17 protein-coding genes are annotated in these 24,014 nt (G+C 62.3%); 5 read left to right on the forward strand and 12 right to left on the reverse strand.

Going from position 1 to position 24,014, the window contains the following annotated elements; all coding sequences use genetic code 11:
* Window positions 1-41: 41 nt before the first annotated feature.
* On the reverse strand, window positions 42-1,784 hold the full coding sequence (locus M0D64_RS31700; RefSeq protein ID WP_171926927.1) for an FAD-dependent oxidoreductase: 1,743 nt from the start codon (window positions 1,782-1,784) through the stop codon (window positions 42-44).
* 229 nt (window positions 1,785-2,013) lie between these two features.
* Entirely contained in the window at window positions 2,014-2,634 is a 621-nt protein-coding gene (locus M0D64_RS31705; RefSeq protein ID WP_171926926.1) for a putative colanic acid biosynthesis acetyltransferase, read from the reverse strand.
* Between the two features lie 176 nt (window positions 2,635-2,810).
* Here M0D64_RS31705 and M0D64_RS31710 point away from each other — a divergent pair, with 176 nt between their 5' ends.
* Complete coding sequence (locus tag M0D64_RS31710) at window positions 2,811-3,308, forward strand: hypothetical protein (protein WP_171926925.1); 498 nt, start codon at window positions 2,811-2,813, stop codon at window positions 3,306-3,308.
* Between the two features lie 31 nt (window positions 3,309-3,339).
* Here the strand turns inward: M0D64_RS31710 and M0D64_RS31715 are convergent, their stop codons facing one another.
* From M0D64_RS31715 to M0D64_RS31755, 9 genes are all read right to left on the reverse strand, one after another.
* Window positions 3,340-4,692: a glycosyltransferase WbuB gene (locus M0D64_RS31715; RefSeq protein ID WP_266260693.1), complete on the reverse strand. Its 1,353-nt coding sequence runs from the start codon at window positions 4,690-4,692 to the stop codon at window positions 3,340-3,342.
* 55 nt (window positions 4,693-4,747) lie between these two features.
* Window positions 4,748-5,890, reverse strand: coding sequence for a glycosyltransferase family 4 protein (locus M0D64_RS31720; protein WP_154559512.1), 1,143 nt, complete (start codon window positions 5,888-5,890; stop codon window positions 4,748-4,750).
* A gap of 113 nt (window positions 5,891-6,003) precedes the next feature.
* A complete protein-coding gene (locus tag M0D64_RS31725) occupies window positions 6,004-6,963 on the reverse strand; it encodes a GDP-L-fucose synthase (protein ID WP_154559513.1) in 960 nt (319 codons plus the stop codon).
* A 5-nt stretch (window positions 6,964-6,968) separates the two neighbouring features.
* Complete coding sequence (gmd, locus tag M0D64_RS31730; protein ID WP_266260694.1) at window positions 6,969-8,087, reverse strand: GDP-mannose 4,6-dehydratase; 1,119 nt, start codon at window positions 8,085-8,087, stop codon at window positions 6,969-6,971.
* A gap of 78 nt (window positions 8,088-8,165) precedes the next feature.
* Window positions 8,166-10,400 (reverse strand): polysaccharide biosynthesis tyrosine autokinase, encoded by a 2,235-nt coding sequence (locus M0D64_RS31735; RefSeq protein ID WP_266239577.1) that lies wholly within the window; start codon window positions 10,398-10,400, stop codon window positions 8,166-8,168.
* Window positions 10,401-10,449: 49 nt separating this feature from the next.
* Window positions 10,450-11,589: a polysaccharide biosynthesis/export family protein gene (locus M0D64_RS31740; RefSeq protein WP_266260695.1), complete on the reverse strand. Its 1,140-nt coding sequence runs from the start codon at window positions 11,587-11,589 to the stop codon at window positions 10,450-10,452.
* A 73-nt stretch (window positions 11,590-11,662) separates the two neighbouring features.
* Window positions 11,663-13,048, reverse strand: coding sequence for an undecaprenyl-phosphate glucose phosphotransferase (locus M0D64_RS31745; protein ID WP_266239576.1), 1,386 nt, complete (start codon window positions 13,046-13,048; stop codon window positions 11,663-11,665).
* A gap of 57 nt (window positions 13,049-13,105) precedes the next feature.
* A complete protein-coding gene (locus tag M0D64_RS31750) occupies window positions 13,106-14,695 on the reverse strand; it encodes a sugar phosphate nucleotidyltransferase (protein ID WP_266260696.1) in 1,590 nt (529 codons plus the stop codon).
* Between the two features lie 102 nt (window positions 14,696-14,797).
* Window positions 14,798-15,784, reverse strand: a complete 987-nt coding sequence (locus M0D64_RS31755; protein WP_154559532.1) for a helix-turn-helix domain-containing protein — start codon at window positions 15,782-15,784, stop codon at window positions 14,798-14,800.
* 810 nt (window positions 15,785-16,594) lie between these two features.
* Here M0D64_RS31755 and M0D64_RS31760 point away from each other — a divergent pair.
* The 4 genes from M0D64_RS31760 to M0D64_RS31775 all read left to right on the forward strand — a co-directional run bounded on the left by M0D64_RS31760 (window position 16,595) and on the right by M0D64_RS31775 (window position 22,291).
* Window positions 16,595-18,901, forward strand: a complete 2,307-nt coding sequence (locus M0D64_RS31760) for a hypothetical protein (RefSeq protein WP_266260697.1) — start codon at window positions 16,595-16,597, stop codon at window positions 18,899-18,901.
* Window positions 18,902-19,081: 180 nt separating this feature from the next.
* Window positions 19,082-19,228, forward strand: coding sequence for a hypothetical protein (locus tag M0D64_RS31765; protein ID WP_266260698.1), 147 nt, complete (start codon window positions 19,082-19,084; stop codon window positions 19,226-19,228).
* Between the two features lie 67 nt (window positions 19,229-19,295).
* Window positions 19,296-19,748 (forward strand): GDP-mannose mannosyl hydrolase, encoded by a 453-nt coding sequence (locus tag M0D64_RS31770; RefSeq protein WP_154559520.1) that lies wholly within the window; start codon window positions 19,296-19,298, stop codon window positions 19,746-19,748.
* Window positions 19,749-19,900: 152 nt separating this feature from the next.
* Entirely contained in the window at window positions 19,901-22,291 is a 2,391-nt protein-coding gene (locus M0D64_RS31775) for a PIG-L family deacetylase (protein ID WP_266260699.1), read from the forward strand.
* Between the two features lie 25 nt (window positions 22,292-22,316).
* Here the strand turns inward: M0D64_RS31775 and M0D64_RS31780 are convergent, their stop codons facing one another.
* On the reverse strand, window positions 22,317-23,402 hold the full coding sequence (locus M0D64_RS31780) for a glycosyltransferase family 4 protein (protein ID WP_168435629.1): 1,086 nt from the start codon (window positions 23,400-23,402) through the stop codon (window positions 22,317-22,319).
* Window positions 23,403-24,014 lie beyond the last annotated feature (612 nt).

Consider the following 24,014-nt stretch of genomic DNA (forward strand, 5'->3'; position numbering starts at 1 on the left):
TAACGGCGCGCCGCGTGGCGCGCCCTGTCACCGGCTGTTCTTCACTGCTCCTTCATCAACGGCGTCAAGGTCGAGGCTGCGATCGGCAGGGTTTCGACTTGAGGCTGCTGCGTCTGAATCGATATCAGGGAACTGTTGGCGGCGTCGCCCCGCGTATCGCCGACGATATCCGGGACATCGAGTTGCCGCACCAGATGACCCGCAAGACGTAGCGCAAGCGCGGCGATCGTGATGGTCGGAAAGTTGGCGCCGACTGTTGGAAAGACCGAGCTGCCCGCCACATAAAAATTGCTCATCCCATGCACCTTGCAATCGCGATCGACCACGCCTTCACGTGGCGAATCGTGCATGCGCGTGGTGCCCATGTGATGCCACGTGCCCTCCAGCTTCGCCGGCCAGCTACGGCCTTCGAGCGGCGCGTCGAGTTCGACGTCCGCGATGCCCGCCATCTGCAACTCCTGCGCGAGCAACGCGAAGGTTTTGTCGAAGGTGCGTTGCACCTGTTCGCCCAGACGCCACTCCACCTTCACCCGCGGCATGCCGAACCGGTCGCGTTTATCGGCCGACAACGTGACCCGGCTATCGGGGTCGGGCACCGCTTCGACGATCGCCTGCAAGGTCACGTCCGTGATCAACGCCGGCCATTGCAAAAGCCGCGTCAAACCGTAGCCGACGGTGTGCAGCGGATGCGCGATCATCGTCGCGACATCGGTTTTCAGGCTGCGGCCCGGCTGGTCCTTCTGCAACAGCGCTTCCTTGCAGTGGATCAGCGCCTCGGATCCTGCCGTTCCTTCACCGTACCAGCGCGAATAGAGCCATACGCGCGAGTTCAGCAGCTTCTCGCGCTCCATCAACTCCTGCTTCGGCGCGAACTGTGAGGAGATCTTCGTGCCGTGCGCGGACACCGCGGCATTCTGATAGTGATACTTGATGTCATACAGCTTATTGCGCGCGTTGCCCGGACGAAAACGCACTTTGCCGGACATCATCCGCGGATGATCCATGAAGTAACGGCCCACCAGATCGTTGGCATTGCCGAGTCCCGCCGCCTGCACGTTGTTCGAAGCGAGTAGAAGCCGCGCATTCTCGATGCCGCCCGTGGCGAGCACGAAAATCCTCGCGGTCACCGTCATTTTGCGCCCACTGATGGTCGCCACCTGAAGCCGCGCAACAGACGTGCCCTCAGCATCGGCGTCGATATTCTGCACATTCGCATGCAGAAACACGCGCACCCGCGCCGAACGCGACAGCTCGTCGCGATAGGCCTTACCGAAACGCACAGGAGGGCTGAATTGCGCGACGGTATCGCGCATATCGCCGGTCGCAAGCGGTATGCGGCGCACGTCATGGCGCCCGATCTCGCGCTCCCAGTAGGCAGGGTCGAAATTCTGCGGGCCGAGCTTCAGCAGCTCATGCGTACGCGCGTAGTACGGCGCCAGTTCGTCGAGACCGAACGGCCAGCCGCTGTGCGGGATCCAGTCGCGCTTGTCGAAATCCCACGGATCGAGCGGACGGCACCAGCCGCCCCAGCAGTTGCTGCTGCCGCCGAAGTAACGGCTGCGCGAGCCGTCCGCAAATGAATAGGGAAGCCCGGCGTTCTCGCCGCGATAGAGATCGCGGGTTTCGTCATCTGGCCCGAAGCCCCCGCTTTCGAGCATGCAGGTGTCGACCCCGGCCCTCGACATCTCCAGCGCAAGCGTAATCCCGGCGACCCCTCCGCCAATGATGCAGACCGTCGTTTCAATGACCGTGTTGTGTTCAACAGTGCGAGTATCGATGAACATCCCTACTCCCCATCTTCTTCATGCATATCTGAGTGCGTCAATCCGGCTACTCATCCAACCGGGGCTGGCAAGCAAACCACGCACACGTCGTTGCCGAACGCATCACCGGCGTCGCCGCAGGTGTCGATCAAGGGCATCGATCGACAATCCGATTGCGGTCGCCGACATTCCGGCTTGTCAACGACCTGGCCTCCTCAGCGTATAAACGCTGCGGTTCTCTCTCTGTGCTTCAGGTCACGGAATCGAAACGGTTCCGGATAAAACGACATGGATTGCCGCCATACACGCCCTCTGGATCGAGCGAACGATGCACGACGGACAAGGGTGTCACCACGGCGGACCGGCCGATCGTCACACCCATCTGCACAACGCATTTCGACGTGATCCAGACACCGTCCTCGATGACGATCGGTGCGACACGCAGATCCATCGTCGTGCTCATATCGTGAGAGCCGGCACTGAGGAACGTCCCTTGGGAAATGCAGACATTCGAGCCGATGCGGATCAGCGCCTGGTTGTAGATCCAGACGTCGACGCCGAACCAGCAGTTATCCCCCACCTCCAGGTTCCACGGCGACTTCACGCGCAATGGATGCACGAAGCGGCAACCCGTGCCGATCTTCGCGCCGAACAGGCGTAACAACGCAACCCTGACCGACGAGAGCGGAAGCAGCTTGTTGTTGATCACACAGGCTTCCGTGACAAACCAGATGAGCTCGATCAGGGCACCGCGCTTCGCGCGATAGTTCCCCTTTCCAGCCAGACTGAGATCGATGACACGGCCATCCTCGCGAACGCCTTCGACTTCCGGCATACGCCCGATCTGCGGATCGTCGGCGGCGTTACCCATCAGATTTCTCCAGACCACGAACGGGAATCGACATACCCCTGCGTCACACTCACATTATGTTGCGACTCCTTACTGAAGCCGGCTTCATGGCCGTACGAGCAAGCGTTTTGGCGGCTGCACGCGTACTGGTTGGCGCACGATAGCGCTATTGCGACCGCATCTTCCTGGGGCATGCGATGACCATCTCGTTTCGGCACATAACACCCCCGCTGGTTCTCGCCATCGCGACCTATGCCGTACCGGCGCTCGCGCAGAACGCAGCAGCGCCCGCGCCCGCTGCGCCGGCCCTTGCCGCTACGGCTGCGACCAGCTACGGCACCCCCGCCCCCGCAGCGCGCGCCAACCCGGGTGCGGCGCATCGCAACAGCGAAGCGCAGTTGCTCGGCGCCCCACGCGACTACGGCTCGCCAGACGCGCAGCAAGGCAATACCGCCGACGCCCAGCAGGCGGCCCTGCTCGACGAACAACGCATGACGGTGCTGGGCGGAGCGCAGCCTGCCGTGCGCAAGCAGCCCAACAAGGCGCAGGCCGCCGGCAACGGCAAGGTGCGCGCGGCCGGTCAGCCAGGCGGTCCGAACGCGGCCGCCCGTCTGATGCCCGACGGCGCAGCGAAAACCACTTACGCCGATCCGTTCGATGCGGGCAAGCACGCCGTCTACAAATCCCCGTGGTGATATCGCATTCATGAGATGGCCGCGTACCGGATCAATCCGGCGCGGCTTCCTCCGTTGTAGCCGGCTTGCGCCGCCGGGTCGGGGAGGTTGAAGACCTCGGAACACCGAAATACGGCGTATCCCCATTTGCATGCGCGCCACTTAAGCCACGTGAACCACGCACGCCATGAACCAGCGTCGCGAGCCGAGCTTCGAACGTGCCGATCGTCGACTCCGGCGATAGCGCGCGCTCCGCATAATTGCGGGCCGCCTTACCCAGCGCCGCACGGCGTTCGGGATCTCTTGCCAGTACCGTGATCGCCGCCGCCAAAGCCTTGACGTTATCCGGCGGCACGATCACGCCGCGCGGTGCCACCGCGTCGTAGAGACCCGTGCCGCGCCGCGCCATGGCCACCACCGCGCGCCCGCTTGCGAACATGCCGGTGAGCTTCGAGGGCATCACCAGATCCGCCGCATCGCCGCGTTGCGGCAGGACATGAATGTCGGCGAGATTGAGCAGTTCGTTCAGACGTTCCATGGGTTGCAGCGGAATGAACACGCAGTTCGTCAATCCTGCGCAGCGCTGGAGCAAACTCTCTTTCGCCGCGCCGCTGCCGCAGAAAACGAAGGTGAGGTCGGTACGTGCGGCGAGCGATGCCGCCGCATCGGCGAGCGTTTCGATGCCCTGTTTCGCGCCCATGTTGCCCGAGTACAGCACCACTTTCTGGCCGGCCGGAATGCCCAACAGGCGCCGGTAGTCGCTCGCGCGCGTCAGCGGAAAGATGGTCGACACGTCGACCCAGTTGGGCAGGCACACGACCCGCGAAGGCTCGACGCCCTTGACCGCCGCGCGCGAACCCATCTGCGGCGTAATCGACGATACGGTATCGAAGCGGCGCAGCAGCGTGCTTTCGATCCAGCGCGCCACGCGCGCTGCGAGCGAGCTTTTCAGAAGACCCAGATCGAAGGCCGCATCGACCTCGAAGTCCTGAATATGCAGCCACGCACTCGCGCCCGCGAGACGTGCGAGCGCCAGCGTAGCGGGCGCGCACATCAGGGTCGGCGCGATCAGCATCGCGGCATCGGGGCGCCATAGCACCTGCCGGGCGAGCAGCGGCAACGAACTCGCCGCGAAGCTCGCCAGATGCAGCATCCGCTTCAGCCCGCTCGGACGCGCCGGCACCCACAGCGGCGCGCGCCAGATCGTCACACCGTCGCGCGTCTCGCGCTGATACCGCCATGACACATAGTTCGCCGCCACGCGCCACTCAGGGTAATAAGGCGGCGCGCACACCACGCGAACCTCATGGCCGCGTCTGGCCAGAAGCACAGCCATCTCTGCGGTGTACTTACCCACCCCCGTCAGTTCAGGCGCGTAATTGAGGCCGTAGATCAGAATCTTCATTGTGGCTGCCAGGACGGGTTAGAGCTTCGCATGTGCGACGGGGCCGTGAGGCGCCTCAGTCGCTCAGCATCAGCGCGCAGCCACGCGCGATATTGGCGGCGGCAGAAGGCGGATCGAAACGGCGAATCACATCCATGCAGCGGCGCGCCGTGCCGCCGGCGTCGGCGAATGCCTCCATCGCCTTGAGCATCGTGCGCTGCAGTCCGGCGACATCGCCCGCCGTGAATGCATAGCCGCTCACGCCATCGATCACCAGTTCCGGCACACAGCCGCAACTCTCGCTGACCACCGCGGGGCAACCATGCGCGAGCGCCTCGTTGACGACGAGTCCCCACGGCTCGCTATAGCTGGGCAACACCATGCAGGTCGCGCCGTAGTATTCCCGGGTGAGCGGCTCGTCCTGCAAACTGCCGGCGAAAGCTACCGCGTCGCCCAGTTCGAGATCGGCCACCTTCGCGTGCAGCGCGTCCGCCATCGGTCCCGTGCCCACAATGCGCAACTTCGCCGCCGGAATGCGGCGCCGCAAGCCGGCGAACGCCTCGATCAGCGTGCCGATGCCCTTCTCTTCCGAGAGACGGCCCACGTACAGAAACACCGGCGGATTGCCGGCGCGCGCCGCAACCCGCTCGACCAGCGCGCGCTCCGGCGCAAACGATCCAGGCATTGCCGCGGCCTGGCACGGCACGAAAATCTTGTCGCGCTTCGCGCCGAGTGACTCCAGATACTCGCGGCTACGTTCACCGAAACCGAAATAGCCGTCGCAGAGCGAAAAGAACACACGCTTCGGAATCGACGTCAGCAGTTTTTTGGGCCGGTCGCGCGCGGTCGAATCGCAGAACACCGCGCGCCGCTTGCCGGTCACGATGCACGCCGCCAGCATCGCCCAGTATTCCGGACGGTGGTAACCCGGCAGGACGATCAGATCCGACTTGGTCCGCAACACTTCCCAGGTGAGCCGCGCGATCATCTTCAACGTCGGCACATCTTCGTAGCAACCGTCGAACAGCTTGTGCATCGGATAGCGATGGTACGAATAGTCGACGTCCGAAAAACCAATACGGTCGTGCTCCGTATCCGCAATCTGCACCATCGAGTAGCGAATCGCGCCGGATGCCGAGATGTTATGCAAGGCGGAGAACACGACACCCTTGTGACGCGACCATACGACGTTGTGGAAGATCGTGACTGACGCAGTCATTTTTATGCCACTCCTCGAAAATCGTCCCTGTGTGCGTTGCACGCTATTCGTGCGAAACGCTCCACGCGCTCCCTCATTGCCGGAATCGCGCCCAGCAGCCCTTCAATGCGCGCCTAAACGTGCATGACGGCGGCGGCGGTCGAGCCGGCGTGTAATTCAACGAATTCCCGATACGTGGACGTGATGCCCTCTTCGAGGCCAATGGTCGCGTGCCAACCCATTTGCGCGAGCCGCGATACGTCCAGCAGCTTGCGCGGTGTGCCGTCGGGTTTGGACGCGTCGAACACGAGCTCACCCTCGAAGCCGGCCACCTTGCAGATGCATTCGGCCAGTTCGCGAATCGACAGGTCTTCACCCACCCCGACGTTGAACAGGCCTTCTGTCACGTTGTGTTCGAGCACGAAGAGCGTGGCCGCGGCGAGATCGTCGACGTGCAGAAACTCGCGGCGTGGCGTGCCCGAGCCCCACACCGTCAAGGTCGCGGAGCCGTCCACCTTCGCTTCGTGCGCCTTCCTGAGCAGAGCCGGCAAAACATGGCTGCTGTTCAGGTCGTAGTTGTCGTTGGGGCCGTACAGGTTGGTCGGCATCAACGAGACGTACTGCGTGTTGTATTCGCGGTTGTACGCCTCGCACAGCTTGAGGCCGGCGATCTTCGCAATCGCGTAGGCGTCGTTAGTCGGCTCGAGCGGCGAGGTCAACAGATACTCCTCGCGGATCGGCTGCGGACACTGTTTCGGATAAATGCACGACGAACCGAAGAACACCAGCCGCTCCACCTGCGCGCGATACGCGGCGTGAATCACGTTGGTTTCGATCACCAGATTTTCATAGATGAACTCGCCCGGCTGCGACGCATTGGCGAGAATTCCGCCCACGCGCGCGGCCGCGAGCAGTACCACGTCGATCTTTTCCCGCTCGAAGAAGCCGTTCACGGCAGTCTGATCCGTGAGGTCGAGTTCCGCCCTCGAACGTGTGACGACGTTTTGATAGCCCTCGGCATTGAGCCGCCGGACCAGCGCGGAGCCGACCATGCCACGGTGGCCCGCCACGAAGATGCGTGCTTGTTTGTTCATCGCCGTTACTCGTGATGTTCCAGCGCCGTGAAACCGGCCAGCGTGACAAGCGCGTCACGTCTCGCAATCTGATAGTCCGAGCGCACCATTTCCTTGACGAGCGCGCTGAACGGCGTAGTCGGCTTCCAGCCGAGCTGCGCATGGGCTTTCGACGGATCGCCCAGCAGCGTCTCGACTTCGGCAGGCCGGAAGTAGCGCGGATCGACACGCACGATCACATCGCCGGGCGACATCTTGATTTCGCGCCCTTCCACCTTTTCTACGATGCCGACTTCATCCACACCGGTGCCTTCGAAACGCACCGTGACGCCTAATTCAGCGGCGGCATGCTGAACGAACTCGCGCACGCTGTACTGCACGCCGGTGGCGATGACGTAATCCTCCGGCTGTTCCTGTTGCAGCATGCGCCATTGCATCTCGACGTAGTCGCGCGCATGGCCCCAGTCGCGCAACGCCGACAGATTGCCGAGATACAAAATCTTCTGCATGCCCACCGCGATGCGCGCCACCGCGCGCGTGATCTTGCGCGTCACGAAGGTCTCGCCACGCACAGGCGATTCGTGATTGAACAGAATCCCGTTGCAGGCATAGAGCCCATACGCCTCGCGGTAATTGACCGTGGTCCAGTACGCAAACAGCTTGGCGACCGCATACGGGCTGCGCGGATAGAACGGCGTGGTCTCGGACTGCGGCACCTGTTGCACGAGGCCGTACAGTTCCGAGGTCGAGGCCTGATAGAAACGCGTCTTGTGCTGAAGCCCCAGAATGCGGATCGCTTCGAGAATCCGCAACGCGCCGAGGCCGTCCGCGTTAGCGGTGTATTCCGGTTCCTCGAACGAAACCGCCACGTGGCTCTGCGCCGCGAGGTTGTAGATCTCATCGGGTTCCACACGCTGAATCACGCGCAGAATGCTGGTCGAGTCGGTCAGGTCGGCGTGATGCAGGAAGAGTCGCTGGTCCGGGTCGTGCGGGTCTCGATAGAGATGATCGATCCGGTCCGTATTGAACAGCGATGACCTGCGTTTGATGCCGTGTACGTCGTAACCCTTGGCGAGCAGCAGCTCGGCGAGATACGACCCGTCCTGTCCAGTAATGCCGGTGATCAGCGCGACCTTGCGTTTCATGAACCCCTCCCCTCGTTGAACTTTGCGATGCAATGCAACATCACGATCGAATGGCGGCCCCGTCATGGGGCCGCCATTTCAACCCGCGATGCTGTCGTATCCGTAATAACCGCCTTGATAGCCGGAACCGAGGAATGCCCCTTCCTGAGGCACATCGGTAAGCAGCACGCCTTTGAGCGATACGCCGCCGTTGAGCAGCCGCTTGGCCGTCTCGGCAATCTCGTTCAGCGGATGGCGGCCATGGCGCACCACCAGCAGCGTCGTGCCGGCGTACTTGCCGATCACCGTCGAGTCGGTCACGGCAAGCACCGGCGGTGTGTCGACGATCACGATGTCGTAGTGCGACTTCAACTCGTCGAGCATCGTCTGGAAACGCTTGCTCATCAGCAATTCAGACGGATGCGAGGGCAGCGTGCCCTTGGCGAGCACGTCGAGTCCGGGCAGCACGTCGCGCTGGACCATCGACGCGAGATCGCCACCGCTCAGCACGTCCGAGAGCCCCGGCTGATGGGCAATGCCGAAATGCGAATGGACGTCGCCGCGCCGCATGTCGCCGTCGATAATCAGCACCCGCTTGTTCGCCGACGCCACCAGCGCCGCCAGATTCACCGACAGGAACGACTTGCCGGTGTCGGGCCGCGAACCCGTGATCATCACGACGTTGTTCTCGGCGTGATCGAGCGACAACTGCAACGAGGTCCGCAGATTGCGCACGCCTTCCACGGCGATGTCTTCCGGCGCCTGCTGCGCGAGCACATGCAGCCCGCGCCGGCGCAGCATGACGTTTTCCTGCAAACGCAACTGAGTCTGGCTGCGCGGCACGATCGCGAACACCGGCACGCCGAGCACCGCTTCGAGTTCGTCCGGACGTTCCACGCCGCCGTACATCGCGCGCTTGAAGAAGGTCAGCATGATGCCGATCAGCAAGCCGCCGCCGAGCGAGATCAGGATCGCCAGCACGCGTTTCGGGCGCACCGGCTCGTCAGGCGTTTCGGCGAAGTCCACCACCCGCACGTTGCCCACCTGGCCGGCTTTCGCCACCCGGAGTTGCTGCGCGCTGTTCAACAGATTGGTATAGAGCTCCGTATCGACGTGCACGTCGCGCAGCAGGCGCAACGCGGTCTGTTCGGTATCCGGCATCACGGCCACGCTGCGGTTCATGGTGGCCGCCGCGCCCTGCAACGCCGCGATCTGTGCATCGAGCGCGGCTACCGCCGGGTGATTCGCCGTGAAGCGCTGCGACATCTCCGCGCGTTGCTGTTGCAGATCGAGCAGCTTCGTCTTGTTGTCCACGACCTGTTGGAGCAACAGGCGGCTTTCTTCACCGAGATCGACCGTGCCGTGCGCGTTGCGGAATTTGTTGTAGCGTTGCTCGGCGTCGTCGAGTTCCTTGCGCAAGCCGGGCAGTTGCTGGTCTAGGAAGGCCAGCATGTGCTCCGCTTCGGTCGAACGGCTTTCCACGTCCTGACGCACGAATTCGCGCGCCATGCTGTTGACGATCGCCGCGGTCAGCGCGGGGTCGCCGCCTTCGAGGCTCGTGCGAATCACACCGGACTGCAGCGTGGTTTCGGCCACCACGAGCGCCTTTTGCAAGCGGTCCACGGTGCCCAGCGTCGAGGCGCGCTGCAGTTCGAAACGCGCGCCAGGCTCGCCGACCAGTTTGTCGACACGCAACGCGATCGGGCCGTCGGCGGTGTCGGTTTCCACGGTCTCGCCAACGCGGCCGGAAAGAATCGCGATACCGTTCTTGTCGCGCAGCACGTACGAACCCCCATCGCCCGCAATCAGCGTGAAGGACGTGTCGTAAAAGTCCTTCGACGTGTCGAAGCGCGACACGGCAATGCTCTCGTTACCCCATGCGAAGCCCGACAGGTTGATGAAAGAAGGCAACTTGAAGCCCCAATGTCCGTTCACCAGGCCCGCGATCATCCCGCCGATAAACGGCATATAACGCGGCGAAGCTGAAATGTCGAGGTGCAGGTTCTTGACCGTTTCTTCGGTGACGAGACGCGACTTCAGCAACTCGATCTCCGCCGCCGTCGAGGGCTTGGTGTCGAACATGCCGGTGAGCGGCGGCAAGGAATCCTTGCCGTTCGCGTTGGCGTTGGCCGTCTTGTCCTCGACGTGGAACAGCACATCCGCGCGATACGTCGGCGGTGCAAGGAACGCATACGCGCACCCCAGCGCGAGTGCGATCAGCGTCACCGTCACGATCGTGCGCCAACCTCTCACGATCGTGCGCAGATAGTCCGACAGGTGCAGCTCGTCCGGTCCGGACACGTCGGTATAGCGGTTTTCGAAATTAATTGCCATTTTGTTCACCCAACAAAGCCCGGCGGTTCAAGGTCACGTTGCACGGTTGTTATTTCGCAAGAACGGCACCCGTTACAGCCGCATTGATCGCCGGCAGCAGCAGGTTCAGCACACGGTTGAAGCGGACCAGTCCGCCTTGACCGACATACACGACGTCCTTCGGTTGAAGCTCGAACTGATTGGCGAGGATCATGGACACCGGCGAGGTCGCATCGAGGTGATAGACCTGCGGTGATTCGCTGGTCGAATTGCGGATCACGAACAACTGTCTGGCCGCCGCCGTGTTCGAGTCGAAGCTGCCGCTGTCGGAAATGGCCTGCGAAAGCGTCAGCGTGCCGTTACGCATCGGCAGGATGGTCGCCGGCTTGTTGACCTCGCCCATCACATACACGCCGCTGTCTTCGCGCGAAGCCACCCGCACGATGTCGCCGGCCTGGAGGTAGATGTCCGACGGATTGCGGCCGCGCTTGATCAGGTCGTCCACGTTGAGCGGATACGTCACGCCGTTGCGGATCAGCTCAACGCGGCTGCGATCCGCATTTGCGCTGAAGCCGCCGCCCTGGTTGATCACGCTCGTCAACGACAACGGAATGTCGGTGACGGACTGCGCGCCAGGGGTGCGTACTTCACCGTCGACATAGACCTGCGCGTTCCGGAACGAGGCCACCCGCACCGTCACCTCAGGCTTCTGATACACGTTGCTCAGACGCTTGTGCAGTTCCTTCTGGATCGCCCCGACGTCTTTGCCGGCCACGTGCACCGTGCCCGCATACGGAAACTGCACGTCGCCGTTTTCGTCGATCAGAAAACCGGGCGCGGCATCCGTCGTCTTTGCATTCTGCGCGGGCTGGCCCAGCGCGGCGGCGAGTTCCGGGTGATCCCACACGACGATCTGCAGCACGTCGCCCGGGCCGACCTTGTATGCGGTCGGTTTGCCGAACAGCGCCGTCGTCTCCGGCGGCAGCGTCGCGGACGTCCGCGTCGTGTTCATCTTGCGCAGCAGCGCGAGGTTGATATCGGTAATCGGAATCTGCTGTTGCTGCGATGCTTCCGTGCTGTAGTCCCCACCCGTGTCCTGAACCGCGGCTGGGGTAATCATCTGTTGACCCGGTACGATCCCGCATCCGGAAAGCAGTGCTGTAACTGTGAAAATCACGAGACTTCCCGTGCGTATGCCAAGCGAGCTCATGGTGTTTCCTCCTTGCGCCAGGGACTGTCCTCGGGGGAGGTAGAGCCCAGCGTGCTTGTTAACTACTTAGTACTCAGTAGGCGTTTCGATGCGCCAGTCCGGCAACGATCGTCGCGCCGATAATCCGCATGTCGAGTGCGAACGACCAATGCCCCAGGTAGTACAGGTCATGTTCGACGCGACGCTCCATCTTCTCGATGCGGTCGGTTTCGCCACGAAAGCCGTTGATCTGCGCCCAGCCTGTAATGCCCGGCTTGATCCGATAGCGATTGATGTAGCCGGCAACCACTTTCTGATAGAGGTCGTCGTGCTCGAGCGCATGGGGACGCGGTCCGACGACCGACATGTCGCCACGCAACACGTTGAAGAATTGCGGCAGTTCGTCGAGGCTCGTGCGGCGCAGAAATGCGCCGACGCGCGTAACGCGCGGATCGTCGCGCGTCGCCTGTTTGAGCGTGCCCTTCGGCTCGTGATGCAGTCGCATCGAGCGGAATTTGTAGATCGTGAAGACACGGCCGTCCGCGCCTTTACGCTTCTGCTTGAAGAGAACCGGGCCGCGCGACGAGAGCTTCACCGCGATCGCAATGGCGAGCAGGATCGGTGCGAGGCCGATCAACGCCGTGGCGGCGAACAGGCGGTCGAAGATTTCCTTCTTCAACATCGAACTTGCCGACAGCGGCGAGGCGACCAGGTTGATTGCCGGCACGCCGAGCAGATCGATCACGCCGCTGCCATCGAACAACGCAATGCTGCGTACGTCCGGCATGAAGCGGATATTCACCAGATCGTCGCGAAACTCGCTGATCAGCTTGCAGATCAGGGGCTCTTCGGCGAGCGACAACATCAGCCAAAGCTCGTGCACGTCGTTGGTGCGAATGTAGTCGGCAAGCGCATCCACCGTCTCGCAGACAGGAACCCGCGTGCTGGTCACAGCAGACACGTCAGGGCGCGTGTTGTAGACGGCCGTCGCGCGAAAGCCTGTGCCGGGCGCCGAATCGATCCTGCGGATGATCGCGTCGCACTGCGAGCCGCTGCCGACGATCGCGACCTGATGCAGATTCAGACCGGCACTGCGCGCACGCGCCAGCACCGCATGCGTGATCAGCCGGTAAGCGATCAGCAGGCCGCCCGTCACCGCCGTCCAATACGAGAACCACAGCCGCGAGACGAAGTCGATGCGGTGCAGCGAATACATCAGCACCAGCGCACTGCCCTGCACCATCAACCACGCGAGCGACACCTGCCCGGCCAGCGAGAGCTTGGAGCGGCCGCGCCATGATTCATACACACCGAACGCTGGAAAGATGGCCAGCGCAAAGGCGGCGGAAAACATCACGAGCGCCCAATAGAACCCGGATTGAGCGAGGTAATCAAAGCGAATCTGCGACGCCACCGCCGCACCCACTAGTACCAACGCGACATCGAAAACTCGCGCGAGCAAATCCTGAAACTTGCGCATTTTGCTTACCTCGTTCTTGCCGTTCGTTCTTTTCCGCACATGATTCCGGGGGCGCTGTTAGGAGCAGCGGCCGTAGTTGTCGTTGAACCTCACAATGTCGTCTTCACCAAGATAGGTGCCTGACTGGATTTCAATGATTTCGAGCGGTACTTTCCCCGGGTTTTCGAGCCGGTGACGTGTACCGAGCGGAATGTAGGTCGATTCGTTTTCGCTCAGCAGGAACTGCTCTTCGCCGCGCGTGACGAGCGCCGTGCCACGCACGACGACCCAGTGTTCGGCACGGTGGTGATGCAGTTGCAGCGAAAGTTTCGCGCCCGGCGTGACGACGATGCGCTTCACCTGGAAGCGTTCGCCGTGGTCGATGGAATCGTAGAAACCCCACGGGCGCCGCACCTTGCGATGCGCATCGGCCTCGGGTGCGTGTTGCGCCTTGATGCGCGACACCAGGCCCTTGACGTCCTGCACGTGCGAGCGGTCGACCACCAGCACGGCGTCGGCCGTTTCGACGACCACGACATTGGTCGTGCCGACACAGGCGACGAGCCGTCCTTCGGAATGGGCATAACTCGACACCGCGCCTTCGAACGTCACGCGGCCGCGCCCGGCGTTGCCGTTGGCGTCCTTATCCATTGCGGCCCAGACGGCGTCCCAGGAACCGAGATCCGACCAGCCCGCGTCGAGCCGCACGACGACGCCGGAGGGATTCGCGCCGGAATCCTGCGGGTCGGTGACGTGGGTCGCGGCCGTTTCATCCGTGGCGCTCGCGTCACTCGCATCGTCCACGTCAGTGAGACGCTCCATCACGGCATAGTCGATCGAGTCAGCGGGCGAACTCAGGAAAGCGTCCACCAGCGGACGGAAATACGCGCCTTCGGTGCGGCCGTTCGCGAATGCGCGTTCGCAGGCCGCGTGCATCTCGGGCTGCAGGCGTTTCAGCGTATCGAGCCACACACGTGCCCGCACGACAAAGATCCCGGCGTTCCACCAATACGTGCCCGCAGCGACGTACTGCGCGGCAATCTCCTCGGCGGGTTTCTCGACAAAGCCGTCGATCGCATGACCGCCGTCGGGCAATTCCGCGCCGATGCGGATATAGCCGAAGCCCGTATCGGGGCGAGTGGGCGGCACGCCCAGCGTCGCGATCGAACCCCGTTCCGCGTACCTGGCCGCGCGTTCCAGCGCGCCTTGCAACGCAGGCACATCCGCAATCGAATGGTCGGCCGGCATCACGATGAGAATCGCGTCGTTGCCGTCCGCGCACGCGAGCGACGCCGCGAGCGTCAACGCCGGCGCGGTATCGCGCCGCGCAGGCTCGACGATCAGACGCGCGTCCACGCCGTTTTCCAGAAGCTGCTCGGAGATCACAAACCGGTGTTCTTCGCCGCACACGATGATCGGCGACACGTCCACGTTCCATCCGGCGGGAAAGCCGTCCATACGCCGCGCGGTCGCCTGCAGCAGCGAGTCGGAACCGACCACGTCGATCAGTTGCTTCGGAAAGTTTTCGCGCGACACCGGCCACAGCCGCGTGCCCGAGCCACCCGCAAGAATGACCGGGACGATGCGCGCGCAACGCGCACCGGCGGTCCCGGCACTGGCGCCGTCCGGGTTCGCCGACGCAGCGCTCACAAATCCCTTAGTCAACATATTCGGAATCCTTATAATTCTTTGAGGTCAAGGAAATACTTACCGAAGCACGGTACGAAACGACTGCGTGTTGGGCGCGCTCAGCGCGGTTCGCGGCGCGCGCTATCCGCCGACCATGCGGCGGCTTTGAATCCGGAACTCAGTCGGGGAAATCCTCATCCGCTTGCGGAAGACCTTCGCGAGGCGGTCACCGTTACCCATGCCGGTACGCCGGGCAATCTTGTCCACCGGCAATTCCGACTCGGTCAGCAGGCTGCAGGTCACCGCAAGGCGCTCATGCAACAGGAAACTCGAGGGCGTGATGCCCATTTCCATCTTGAAGCGGCGCAGGAAGTTGCGCTCGCTCATCGCGGCGAACTGAGCCGCATCGGCAATCGAAATCGATTGCTGGCAATTCTCTTGCAGCCAGCGGGCCGCCGCGCGCACTTTGTCGCCGGGGCTCAAACCGCCGTCTTCACCAAGCAGCGGTGCGAGGTTCGAGCACGAATCTGCAAGCAGACGCTCGGCCACCGTGCGGGCGGTCGCGCCGCCGAGATCGCGCTTGATCATGGCGAGCGCGCTTCTCATCGATTCAAGCCGGTCACCCGCATCGCCGTTCTGCTCGGTCTGGCGCGAAGACATCGACTGCGGCTGGTGGAATTCGGCGCTTTCCTTGATGTCCGGCACATAAGCCGCCTCGAGCAGCGCGCGCCCTTCCGCGATCGGCCGGATCATGCCGGTGTTGCGGCGCACGCGCCGTAACCAGGCGATCAGCCGCTCGTCGCCGGCTGCGGCGAAAGCGCCTTTGCCACCGGCTACATACAACGCGTCGAAGCCGCCGTAATGCCGCGCGTCGAGCCCGTCGGTCCAGACCCGCAGTGCCGATGACGAGGTCACCATGCCGCCGTCGGCCGACAGGAAGGAAACGTCATACAACCAGCCACCCGAGCCGGACGATGCCAGTTCGTTGGCAGCCTGAAACACCTCGGCAACCACGCCCGCGCCCTGCAGCGAGCAGTCGTTGAACATCAGGATTGCGATGCGACGCATACCTTTGTTCGGTGCGTGCACCCAGCGCAGCATTGCAGACTCGAGACTCGCGCAGGTCATAGTCATCCTCTCAACAGAATACGGATCTACTTTTCAACCTTGAACGCCTACACAGACGAATGTTCTGTGCAGTGCATCATAGTCATCCCCAATCAAGCATTTAGCCGCCATGACCGAAAGTGCAGACATGTTGGCGTTTCGATATGGTGGCCAGCCAGTGATTTTCGGAACAAGCACTCCACTACTATTTTTTCAATGAATTAAAAGCCGATTCTGCATATGAATGAATTCACATTCTGCGAATCTTAATGCTAATTTAATGTGATTTTTTGTGCGTTGACGCACATACAATCGCTACTCGAAATGCTTGAGTTGCAATTTGATCCGCCCATCATTTCGCGGATTTGAAGTGACTTCTTTCCATCACGTCGTCAGAATGAGCGCAGCCGCCTTGCTTGCACCACTCATTGCTCTTACCAGATGCCCGATGAGGTTTCTTCTGACGATATATTCGGTCAGCGGAGACATGTAAAGCAGGTTCTAATATAAGCACTTTTCGAGAGACAAAATTATTTAATTCGCTGTTATAGGATCTGGAGAATATAAACACGACGATTAATGTTTCAAACGTGAAACACTGCAATAAGACAACTTTAGCCCGCCCGGCAATAGACGGGCCAATGGCGGATTCTGTCGGATGAGAGCCGGTATGTTTCCGCCATCGAATTGCGGAAATAGCCTATGCGGTTTCCGCAACACATTGCGACACGAGGTAACCTGAGGCGGGTATGGCCTGGTCAACTAGCCATCCGGTGACGCCTTATCGTTGGAACATGCCGGAACCTATGCGTCGAACGACACGGGGAACACATGTCTGATGTATGCGAATATCGCGCGCTGCAACCACGCTTCGGCGCCTGTGCCGCCCATGCGTTAGTGCTGCGCGTTGCCGCCTGGGCGGCGGTGTTTATCCTGCTGGGCATCGTGGCCTCCTCGTGTAGTGCGGCAGCGGCTTCAGCCGGTCCTGACAGCGCAAGCAATGCCGATCTGACGATCGACGGCAGAAAGTGGACAGCATGCGCGGCGGAATATGGAACCTGCCGGTTCAGTGGTACGCGCGACGTGCTGTACGGCACGGTCGAGCAACATGTCATCAAGACGTTCACGACCAGCGCCGATTGCAATAACGGTGTGTTCGGCGATCCCGCACCCGGTGTGGAGAAGCGCTGCGCGGTTGCGGTCACTGCGGCTGATTCGAGTACGGCGGCCAAGGCCGAGGCCGCCGTCCCGGCGCAAAAAGACGCAGCGCCCGCCGCCGCGACGGAATCTGCCGCCACGGTGCCCACTTCATTGAAGGCGCCGCCCGGGCAGGGTCTGCGCTGCGCCGCGCCCGCCTCGCAGGTGCGCGCGGCCGCAAACGGCGATCTGCTGGAAGCGGACACGCCGAGCGACGGCACGCGCCTGTTCGCAGCGGACAAACCTTTCGCGCTCGTCTTCACGACACGACCTACGCAAAACGACACGCTCAACTGGCAGATCCGCGATAGCTGGAATGCCGTGCGGGCCAGCGGCCGCTTCCCCGTTGCGGCGGGCGCCACGCTGTCGACCCTCAGTTGCGCCTCGACCGTTGCCGGCTACTTCGCCGTTTCCGCTTCGCTGGAACGCGCACACGGCCAGCTCGAATCGCGCGGCACACGTCCTGCAGGGATCGCCACTTTCGGTGTGCTGCCTGACACCTCCGCTGCCTTACCCGCCGTACGCTTTCCGTATGAAGATCTGCATCGATTCGGCGGACAGGGCACCGCCTACCTGGCGCCTCTACAGCATTGTTGCGACGGCGACGGCTATCGCCCGGCCTATACCGCGCTCGGCCTTTCGTGGGCGAACGACAATCGCAACTGGTATATGGAAGAGCCAAAAACCGGGGGCACGTTCGATCCCGCGAGCAAGCAGTTGCTTCCCTACTTCCGGCGCGGCGACATCATGCGTCTGATCCAGCTCGACGGTATTCCTCAGTGGGCAAGTCCGACCGGCAAGGAGACGCACAGCTATGCGCCGACCTCGCTCGCGCAAATGAAGGACTACATGGCCAAAGTCGGCACCGAGTCCAACCGCACGCGGATGACCTACTTCCCCAAACAGCGCGACAACTACTATCAGGTGACGTGGGAACCGGACGCCGACGGCGGCCTGCCGTGGCGCGATACCGACGCGAATTTCGTCGCGATGTACAAGGCCGTCTGGGAGGGCATTCATCAGACGGACCCGCATGCCGTGGTGATGGGTGTGACGTATGCCTCGGTGCAAGTCAATGTCGAGAAGATGCGCCGTCTCGGTCCGCTCGGGATCGGCCGCTATATGGATGGCATGACCATTCACGGCTATTACGACATCGGCACGACACCGTCGCACCCTCCCGAGCGCGTCGCCGACCCAGGCAACCAGGGCACCGTGCCGGGCGCGCTGCCCGCCGCAATGCGCGCGCTGCGTCACGAGTTGCGTCAATACCTGAAACCCGGTGCGCCGCTGTTCGTCACCGAAACCGGCATCAGCTACGACATTGGTGCGGCGTATGGCAAGAACTATCCGGGCGCGGACGTGCTGTATGCGCAAGCCGCGGTCGTGGCGCGCACGCATCTCATCCTGCTCGGCGAAGGCGCGGACATGACCTACGTGTTCTACCTCGCGGACATGCCGGACGCCGCGCCCGGCTATGGTGTTTTCTTCGAACTCGATCATCCGGATGGCGCCTACGGCGCCGCTCGCATCAGCCCCAAACCTGCCGCCCTCGCGGTGGCGGCGATGACGCGGATCATCGACGGAACGGATACGCTCGGGCCCCTCAAAGGTCTGCCCAAAGGTGTCTACGCGTACGCGTTCCGCCGGCTCGGCGGCGGCAAGGTCGTGACGGCGCTGTGGACGCATGACAACGACGCGTGGAATGCCAAAACCGGCTTCAGCGCGAGCCAGAGCGCGGACTATCGTCTGCGTGTCGACGCGCCCGGCACGTCGGGCGAAGTGACCGTGTTCGACATGATGGGTAACCCATCGAGCTTGCCGTATCGCGACGGTGTCGCGAGCCTCAAGCTGTCACCGACGCCTATCTATGTGGTGTCCGCCAACGCCGGCGTGTTCAAGGACGCGGTCACGACTCCGGAGGGTTACGTGCCTCGCTAGATGTGCCGCGCGGAGTGCGGGGTGCGCATGGCGCGCCGCCGTGGATCCTTCGATAGGCAACGCTTACTGTCGAGACGCGACGATACTTCGGCGTGATGTGACAGGGCAGGTCGTTTCTTACACCCGTAGAATCCAGACGGAGACTACCTCGCATGCATATCAACGCGCTGGAGCCGAGAAATGAACGGCCTCGCATGGACAATGCTGGTGCTGGCCGCGATGGTTGGGGCGTTTCTCTTCGCCACGGTCGGCGCGATTCTGGTCGCACTGCTGCTGGCGAATGTCTCAAGCCGTCTCACCCGGGATGATGAGCACCATGGCGACTAATAGCGCCTTCAGCATCGCCTCACGATCACCACGCGCTCAACGCGACGCGCGCCCTGCAGGAGATGGAATGCTGACCGAGATCGATTTCCTGGACGTGGTGCGTCTGACGCCGCTGGTCGCGATCGATCTGATCGTCAGCGACGCCGAGGGCCGCGTGTTGATCGGCCACCGGCGCAATCGCCCTGCCCGCGGCACATGGTTCGTTCCCGGCGGGCGCATTCATAAGGACGAAACGCTCGACGCAGCGTTCACCCGCATTGCCGACGCCGAATTGGGCATCGGCAGGCTGAACCGCTCGACCGCGCGCTTCGAGGGCGTTTTCGAGCACCACTACAAAGACAATTTTGCCGCCGAGCCTGACGTCTCGACGCACTACATCGTGCTCGCCTATGCGCTGCAGTTCACCAGCACCATCTCGGTCGGCCGGCTCGACCAGCACAGCGACTATCTCTGGCTAGCACCTTCGGAGCTGCTCGCACGCGCCGATGTTCACGAGAACACCAAGGCTTACTTCCGTTAGCGGCAGAGTTAGGGCCACCGCTCGCGCCAACAGCCCCGCCATCCGCATGACCCATTGCCGGCACGCAAAGTGCTGCTTACTGTGAGTTCGCCAACGTGGCGGCCCACGCCAGTACAGTATGATCGAGCTCACCGTCAGGGTTCGAATCAAACATGCGATCATCGGCAGCCAGGCTCGTTCGCGATTCATCCATTGCTTTTCTAGCGCTACTTTTTTTCACTCTCTTTTCCGGTGCGGCGCGCGCGGCAGATTGCGGCGCCGGGACGCTGGTCACGGTCGTCGCCCACCTCGATGACGATCTTCTTTTTGTGGACCCCGCCATCAGCGAACGGCTCGACGCCGGCTGGTGCATCACCACGGTACATCTGATCGGCGGCGCCAACGGTGCGGATTTCGCTTACGTGCAGACCCGCGAGCGGGCCTCGCGGCTCGCGTATGCGCGCATGGCGGGGGTGCCTGACGAATGGATCGAAACGAATATTCCGATCGCCGGCAAGCTCGTGCATCAGATGGTGCTGAAGGCCAAGCCGCAAGTGCGTCTGCTCGAATTCCGCCTGCCCGGCGGCGCCGTGCGCGGCGGCCGCGAACCGCTCGGCCTCCTGTGGGAACAGCACGCCACGCTTTCCACCTATCCGATGAACGCCGACGGTTCCGTGCGTGCGCAATACGATCGGGCCTCGCTGTCGGCCACACTGAAAGTGATACTTGCCGGGGCGTCGCAGATCTATACGCTCAATCCGGACACCGTACCGTTTCTCGAGCATCCCGATCACATCTACGCCGCGCGCATCACGCGTCACGTCGCCCAGACGCTGAACAAAAGCGTGCCGATCGAATACCACATCACCTATCCGACGGGCGACTGGCCCGGCAATGTGCCGGCGGCCGAAGTTCAGCGCAAGCGCGACATCGTCGCCAGCTATTTTTCTGTCGACGGCAGCGAGTTTTCGCACGTATTCGGCGAGTTTCAGTGGGACGGTAATTGGGTCGCGCGCCGCTATGCCTTCGCCGACCGCAGCGATCGCCGCATCGCGGATTTCCAATCGCATCCCATTCAGCTCTTCAACGCGGCGGCGAGCCGTTGTCTAACTTCCGCAGGCAGCGGCCAGGCGCCGACACTCGCCGCGTGCACGGGCTCATCCACGCAACAATGGCGCTGGGATCCCGTGACTGTCTATCCCGGCAATACGCGCGACGCCGCGCTCGTCAGCGTCGCGACTTCGCAATGCATCGCCGAACGCGACGGCTATCTGATCTCCGAGACCTGCGATCAATGGGACATGGCGCAGCGCTGGACGCCGTGGGACTTCGGCCTCGTCTACACGCCGCTGCGGCACTGTCTTGGCGAAAACGACGCCAAACTCACCATGCGCGGCTGCACTCTGCTCACCACACGCTACCGTTGGGCGACCACGCAACGCACTCAGGCGACCGATTTGCGGCTCGCAACCGCGATGGTCGGCGACATCGGCAGCACGGGGGAGCAAGCCGTGGTCTATGTGCAACGACAACACGACGGACCCGGCTTCAACGTGTACGCGGCGTCGCTTGTGAAAGCGTCGCCCCCCGCTCTCTGGTACGCCGGCACTGTCCCTTTCGATCCCCGCGCCACGGCGCCCAGTTGCGCAGATGACAAGCTGTGTTTCGATAGCGCGCGCTTCCTGCTCGGCGATTTCGACGGCGACGGCAAGGCGGACCTGATGGTCATCACCGCGCGCCAGGGTGGCACCGCGTTCTGGTTGCTCCGCAGCACAGGCGAGCGCTTCGAGGCCCCACGTCTCTGGCTTCAGACCAGCCGTGAGTTCAGGCCTGCGTTGACGGAGCAATATGTGGCGGCGGACTTCGGCGGAACAGGACGTGCCGGCGTGCTGATCGCACAGAAACGCGCCGATAGCGGGCTCGACCTCTGGATGGCGTCGTCCACAGGCTCAGCGGGCTCAGTGGCCTCAGCGCCGACGCTCATGGCACAAGCAAAAACCCTGCGGCAAAACGCCAATCTTCTGGCAGTCCAGACTGCAGGATCACGCGCGTCACTGGTCGCGGTGGAGGGTGCGGACGACCGGCTTGCGATCACGCTAATCGCCAACGACGGCACGCGCATGACCGTCGGCGAACGCAAGCTATTGCCGACGAGTTTCCTGCCCGACTTCGTCAAAGTGACGGTCGGGGCCGTGCACGGCAAAGCGAGCAATACGCTGATTCTTCTGACACCGCATCTCGACGGAACGAACGAGGACGCGGTCGTCGACATTGCCACGCTCGACACAGCGGATGCAAACGCCGTGCCGGTCCAGGCGGCGGCCTTGCGCGGCATGTCGTGGTCGGATGTCTTTCCGGCTTTCGTGCGTGACAAGCGCAACGCGGCACTCGTGCTTTATAGAAGAATCGACGCGACGCTCGGCGATTTCTATTTCACCGGCGGCGCACCGGCGCTGACGCGCTATCCGGTAGGCGATGGTTTCGCCCTGGGCGCAGCCCAGGATCTCGGCGAACTGCCGGGGCTGTTCTCGGAGACGGTGCGGATCGACCGGTTGACGCAGTAGCGCGAGCCGATCGACCCGACGCGGTTCAGGTCGAAACGCGCAGCGGCTGAACGAACTGCCGCGCGATCGTCATGTAGCGGTCTGCCGTGTCGCGCAATGTGTATCCCGCCAGTTGCCGGTTCGCTCGCGGCATGTCGAGCGCCTTGAGCAATGCGCGGCCATAGGCCTCCGGATCGGCCGTGTCGACGAGATTGACGCCGGCAAATCCGCTGGCGAAGCCGAACGACGGAATCCGGCTCGCCACGACAGGAATACCCGACGCGAGCGCCTCCAGAAAGCCAATGCTCTGCGCTTCGAAACGCGAAGGCATGGCAAAGACACGCGAGGAGCGAAGAATCGCGGCGACATCCAGGCGCGGCCCGCATACCGTCACGCGGCTGTCCAGGCCAAGCTGATGAACCAGCGACACCACCGCCTCGTAATAGGGGATCTCCTCGATGACTCCGCACAGCAGCAGGCGCGCTTCAGGCTCGCTCTGCACGACACGCTCGAACGCGCGAATCGTGTCCAACTGGCTCTTCCCCTCTATATAGCGGCCTAGCTGAACGATCTGCTTCGCAGGCACTGAGATATCCGGTGCGGATGGGTTGTTGTCTTCGGCGAACAGCGACGCGTCAACGCCATTCGGGATCACAACCATCGCCGGATGCTTGCCGATCTCTCGCAGGTAGTCGTCGATATTTTTCTGCGACACGCCGATGATCGCTCTCGCCCGCCGTGACAGCAGGCGCTCGGCCTGCTTGAGCGCGCCGTTCTCGAAATCGTTGACGCCGGAGTGCATCACCCAGGCGATCGGTGTGTGCACGGGCAGAAGCCGGACATAGAGTGCGGCGAGCGTGGCATGCGCCACGATGAAGTCGGGGCGGAACTGGCGTACCACGCGATACAGGTGCAGCAATTTGCCCACCCTGCCGTGGGGGCTACTCGGGAACAGACAGGTGACACCCGCGGCTTCCAGCTCGGCACGAATGCCGACGAAATCGTCCTGCTGGGGAAGCAGCGACGTAATACAGACCTCATGGCCGCCGCGCTGATGCTGAATCGCGAGCCCCTTTACAAGTACTTCCGCCCCGGATAGTCGCGGTGCGTGAACCAACTGAAGAATTCTCACGATTTATCTCTCTGGATAACCGCCTTTTTTGCGCAGCGGATGGACAAGCCGAGCAGCAAGTACCGGTCCCGAAAAAATGTCGGCATCCATCGTCGTTTATCTGGCGCGTCCCTTTCGCGGGACGCAGCCTCGTCTCCGTAAAACAGCGACAGTTCCGCCGCGAAGTCACTATCGCGAGGAAACGTTACACCGAAGGCCCAGCACTTTTCCGCCATCTCCAAGACTCAATCGGCTATGGAATGAGGGCTATCACCCATTTCTCCGCGGTTTATCCCGATTCGTATAGTTAGGCATCCGTTACAAATCTTTTCGACCCCACTTTCGTGTGGCGGATAAAGACTGGTCTCCTCGTACGTATTTTTTGATGCGATCAATGCAATTAGTACTGCATCAATGTTCATACGTAACGACTCGTTACTTCTTTTAAACATACTAATGCGTATTGTTGCTGTCGATTCTTCCCATCAGAGCCTTTCTTGCTTACAGGACAGTAAAAAGTTCATCGAATGGCGCGATGGACTCAAGCACTTCGATGTGGATTGCGCTGTTCCTCAAGACGTTCGTTGTTTTCGTCACACCTTCCCCGGTCGTCCGATTCCGCCAGATCCGCCA

Source organism: Paraburkholderia sp. WS6, from assembly GCF_030464835.1.
Classification (GTDB): Bacteria; Pseudomonadota; Gammaproteobacteria; order Burkholderiales; family Burkholderiaceae; genus Paraburkholderia; species Paraburkholderia madseniana.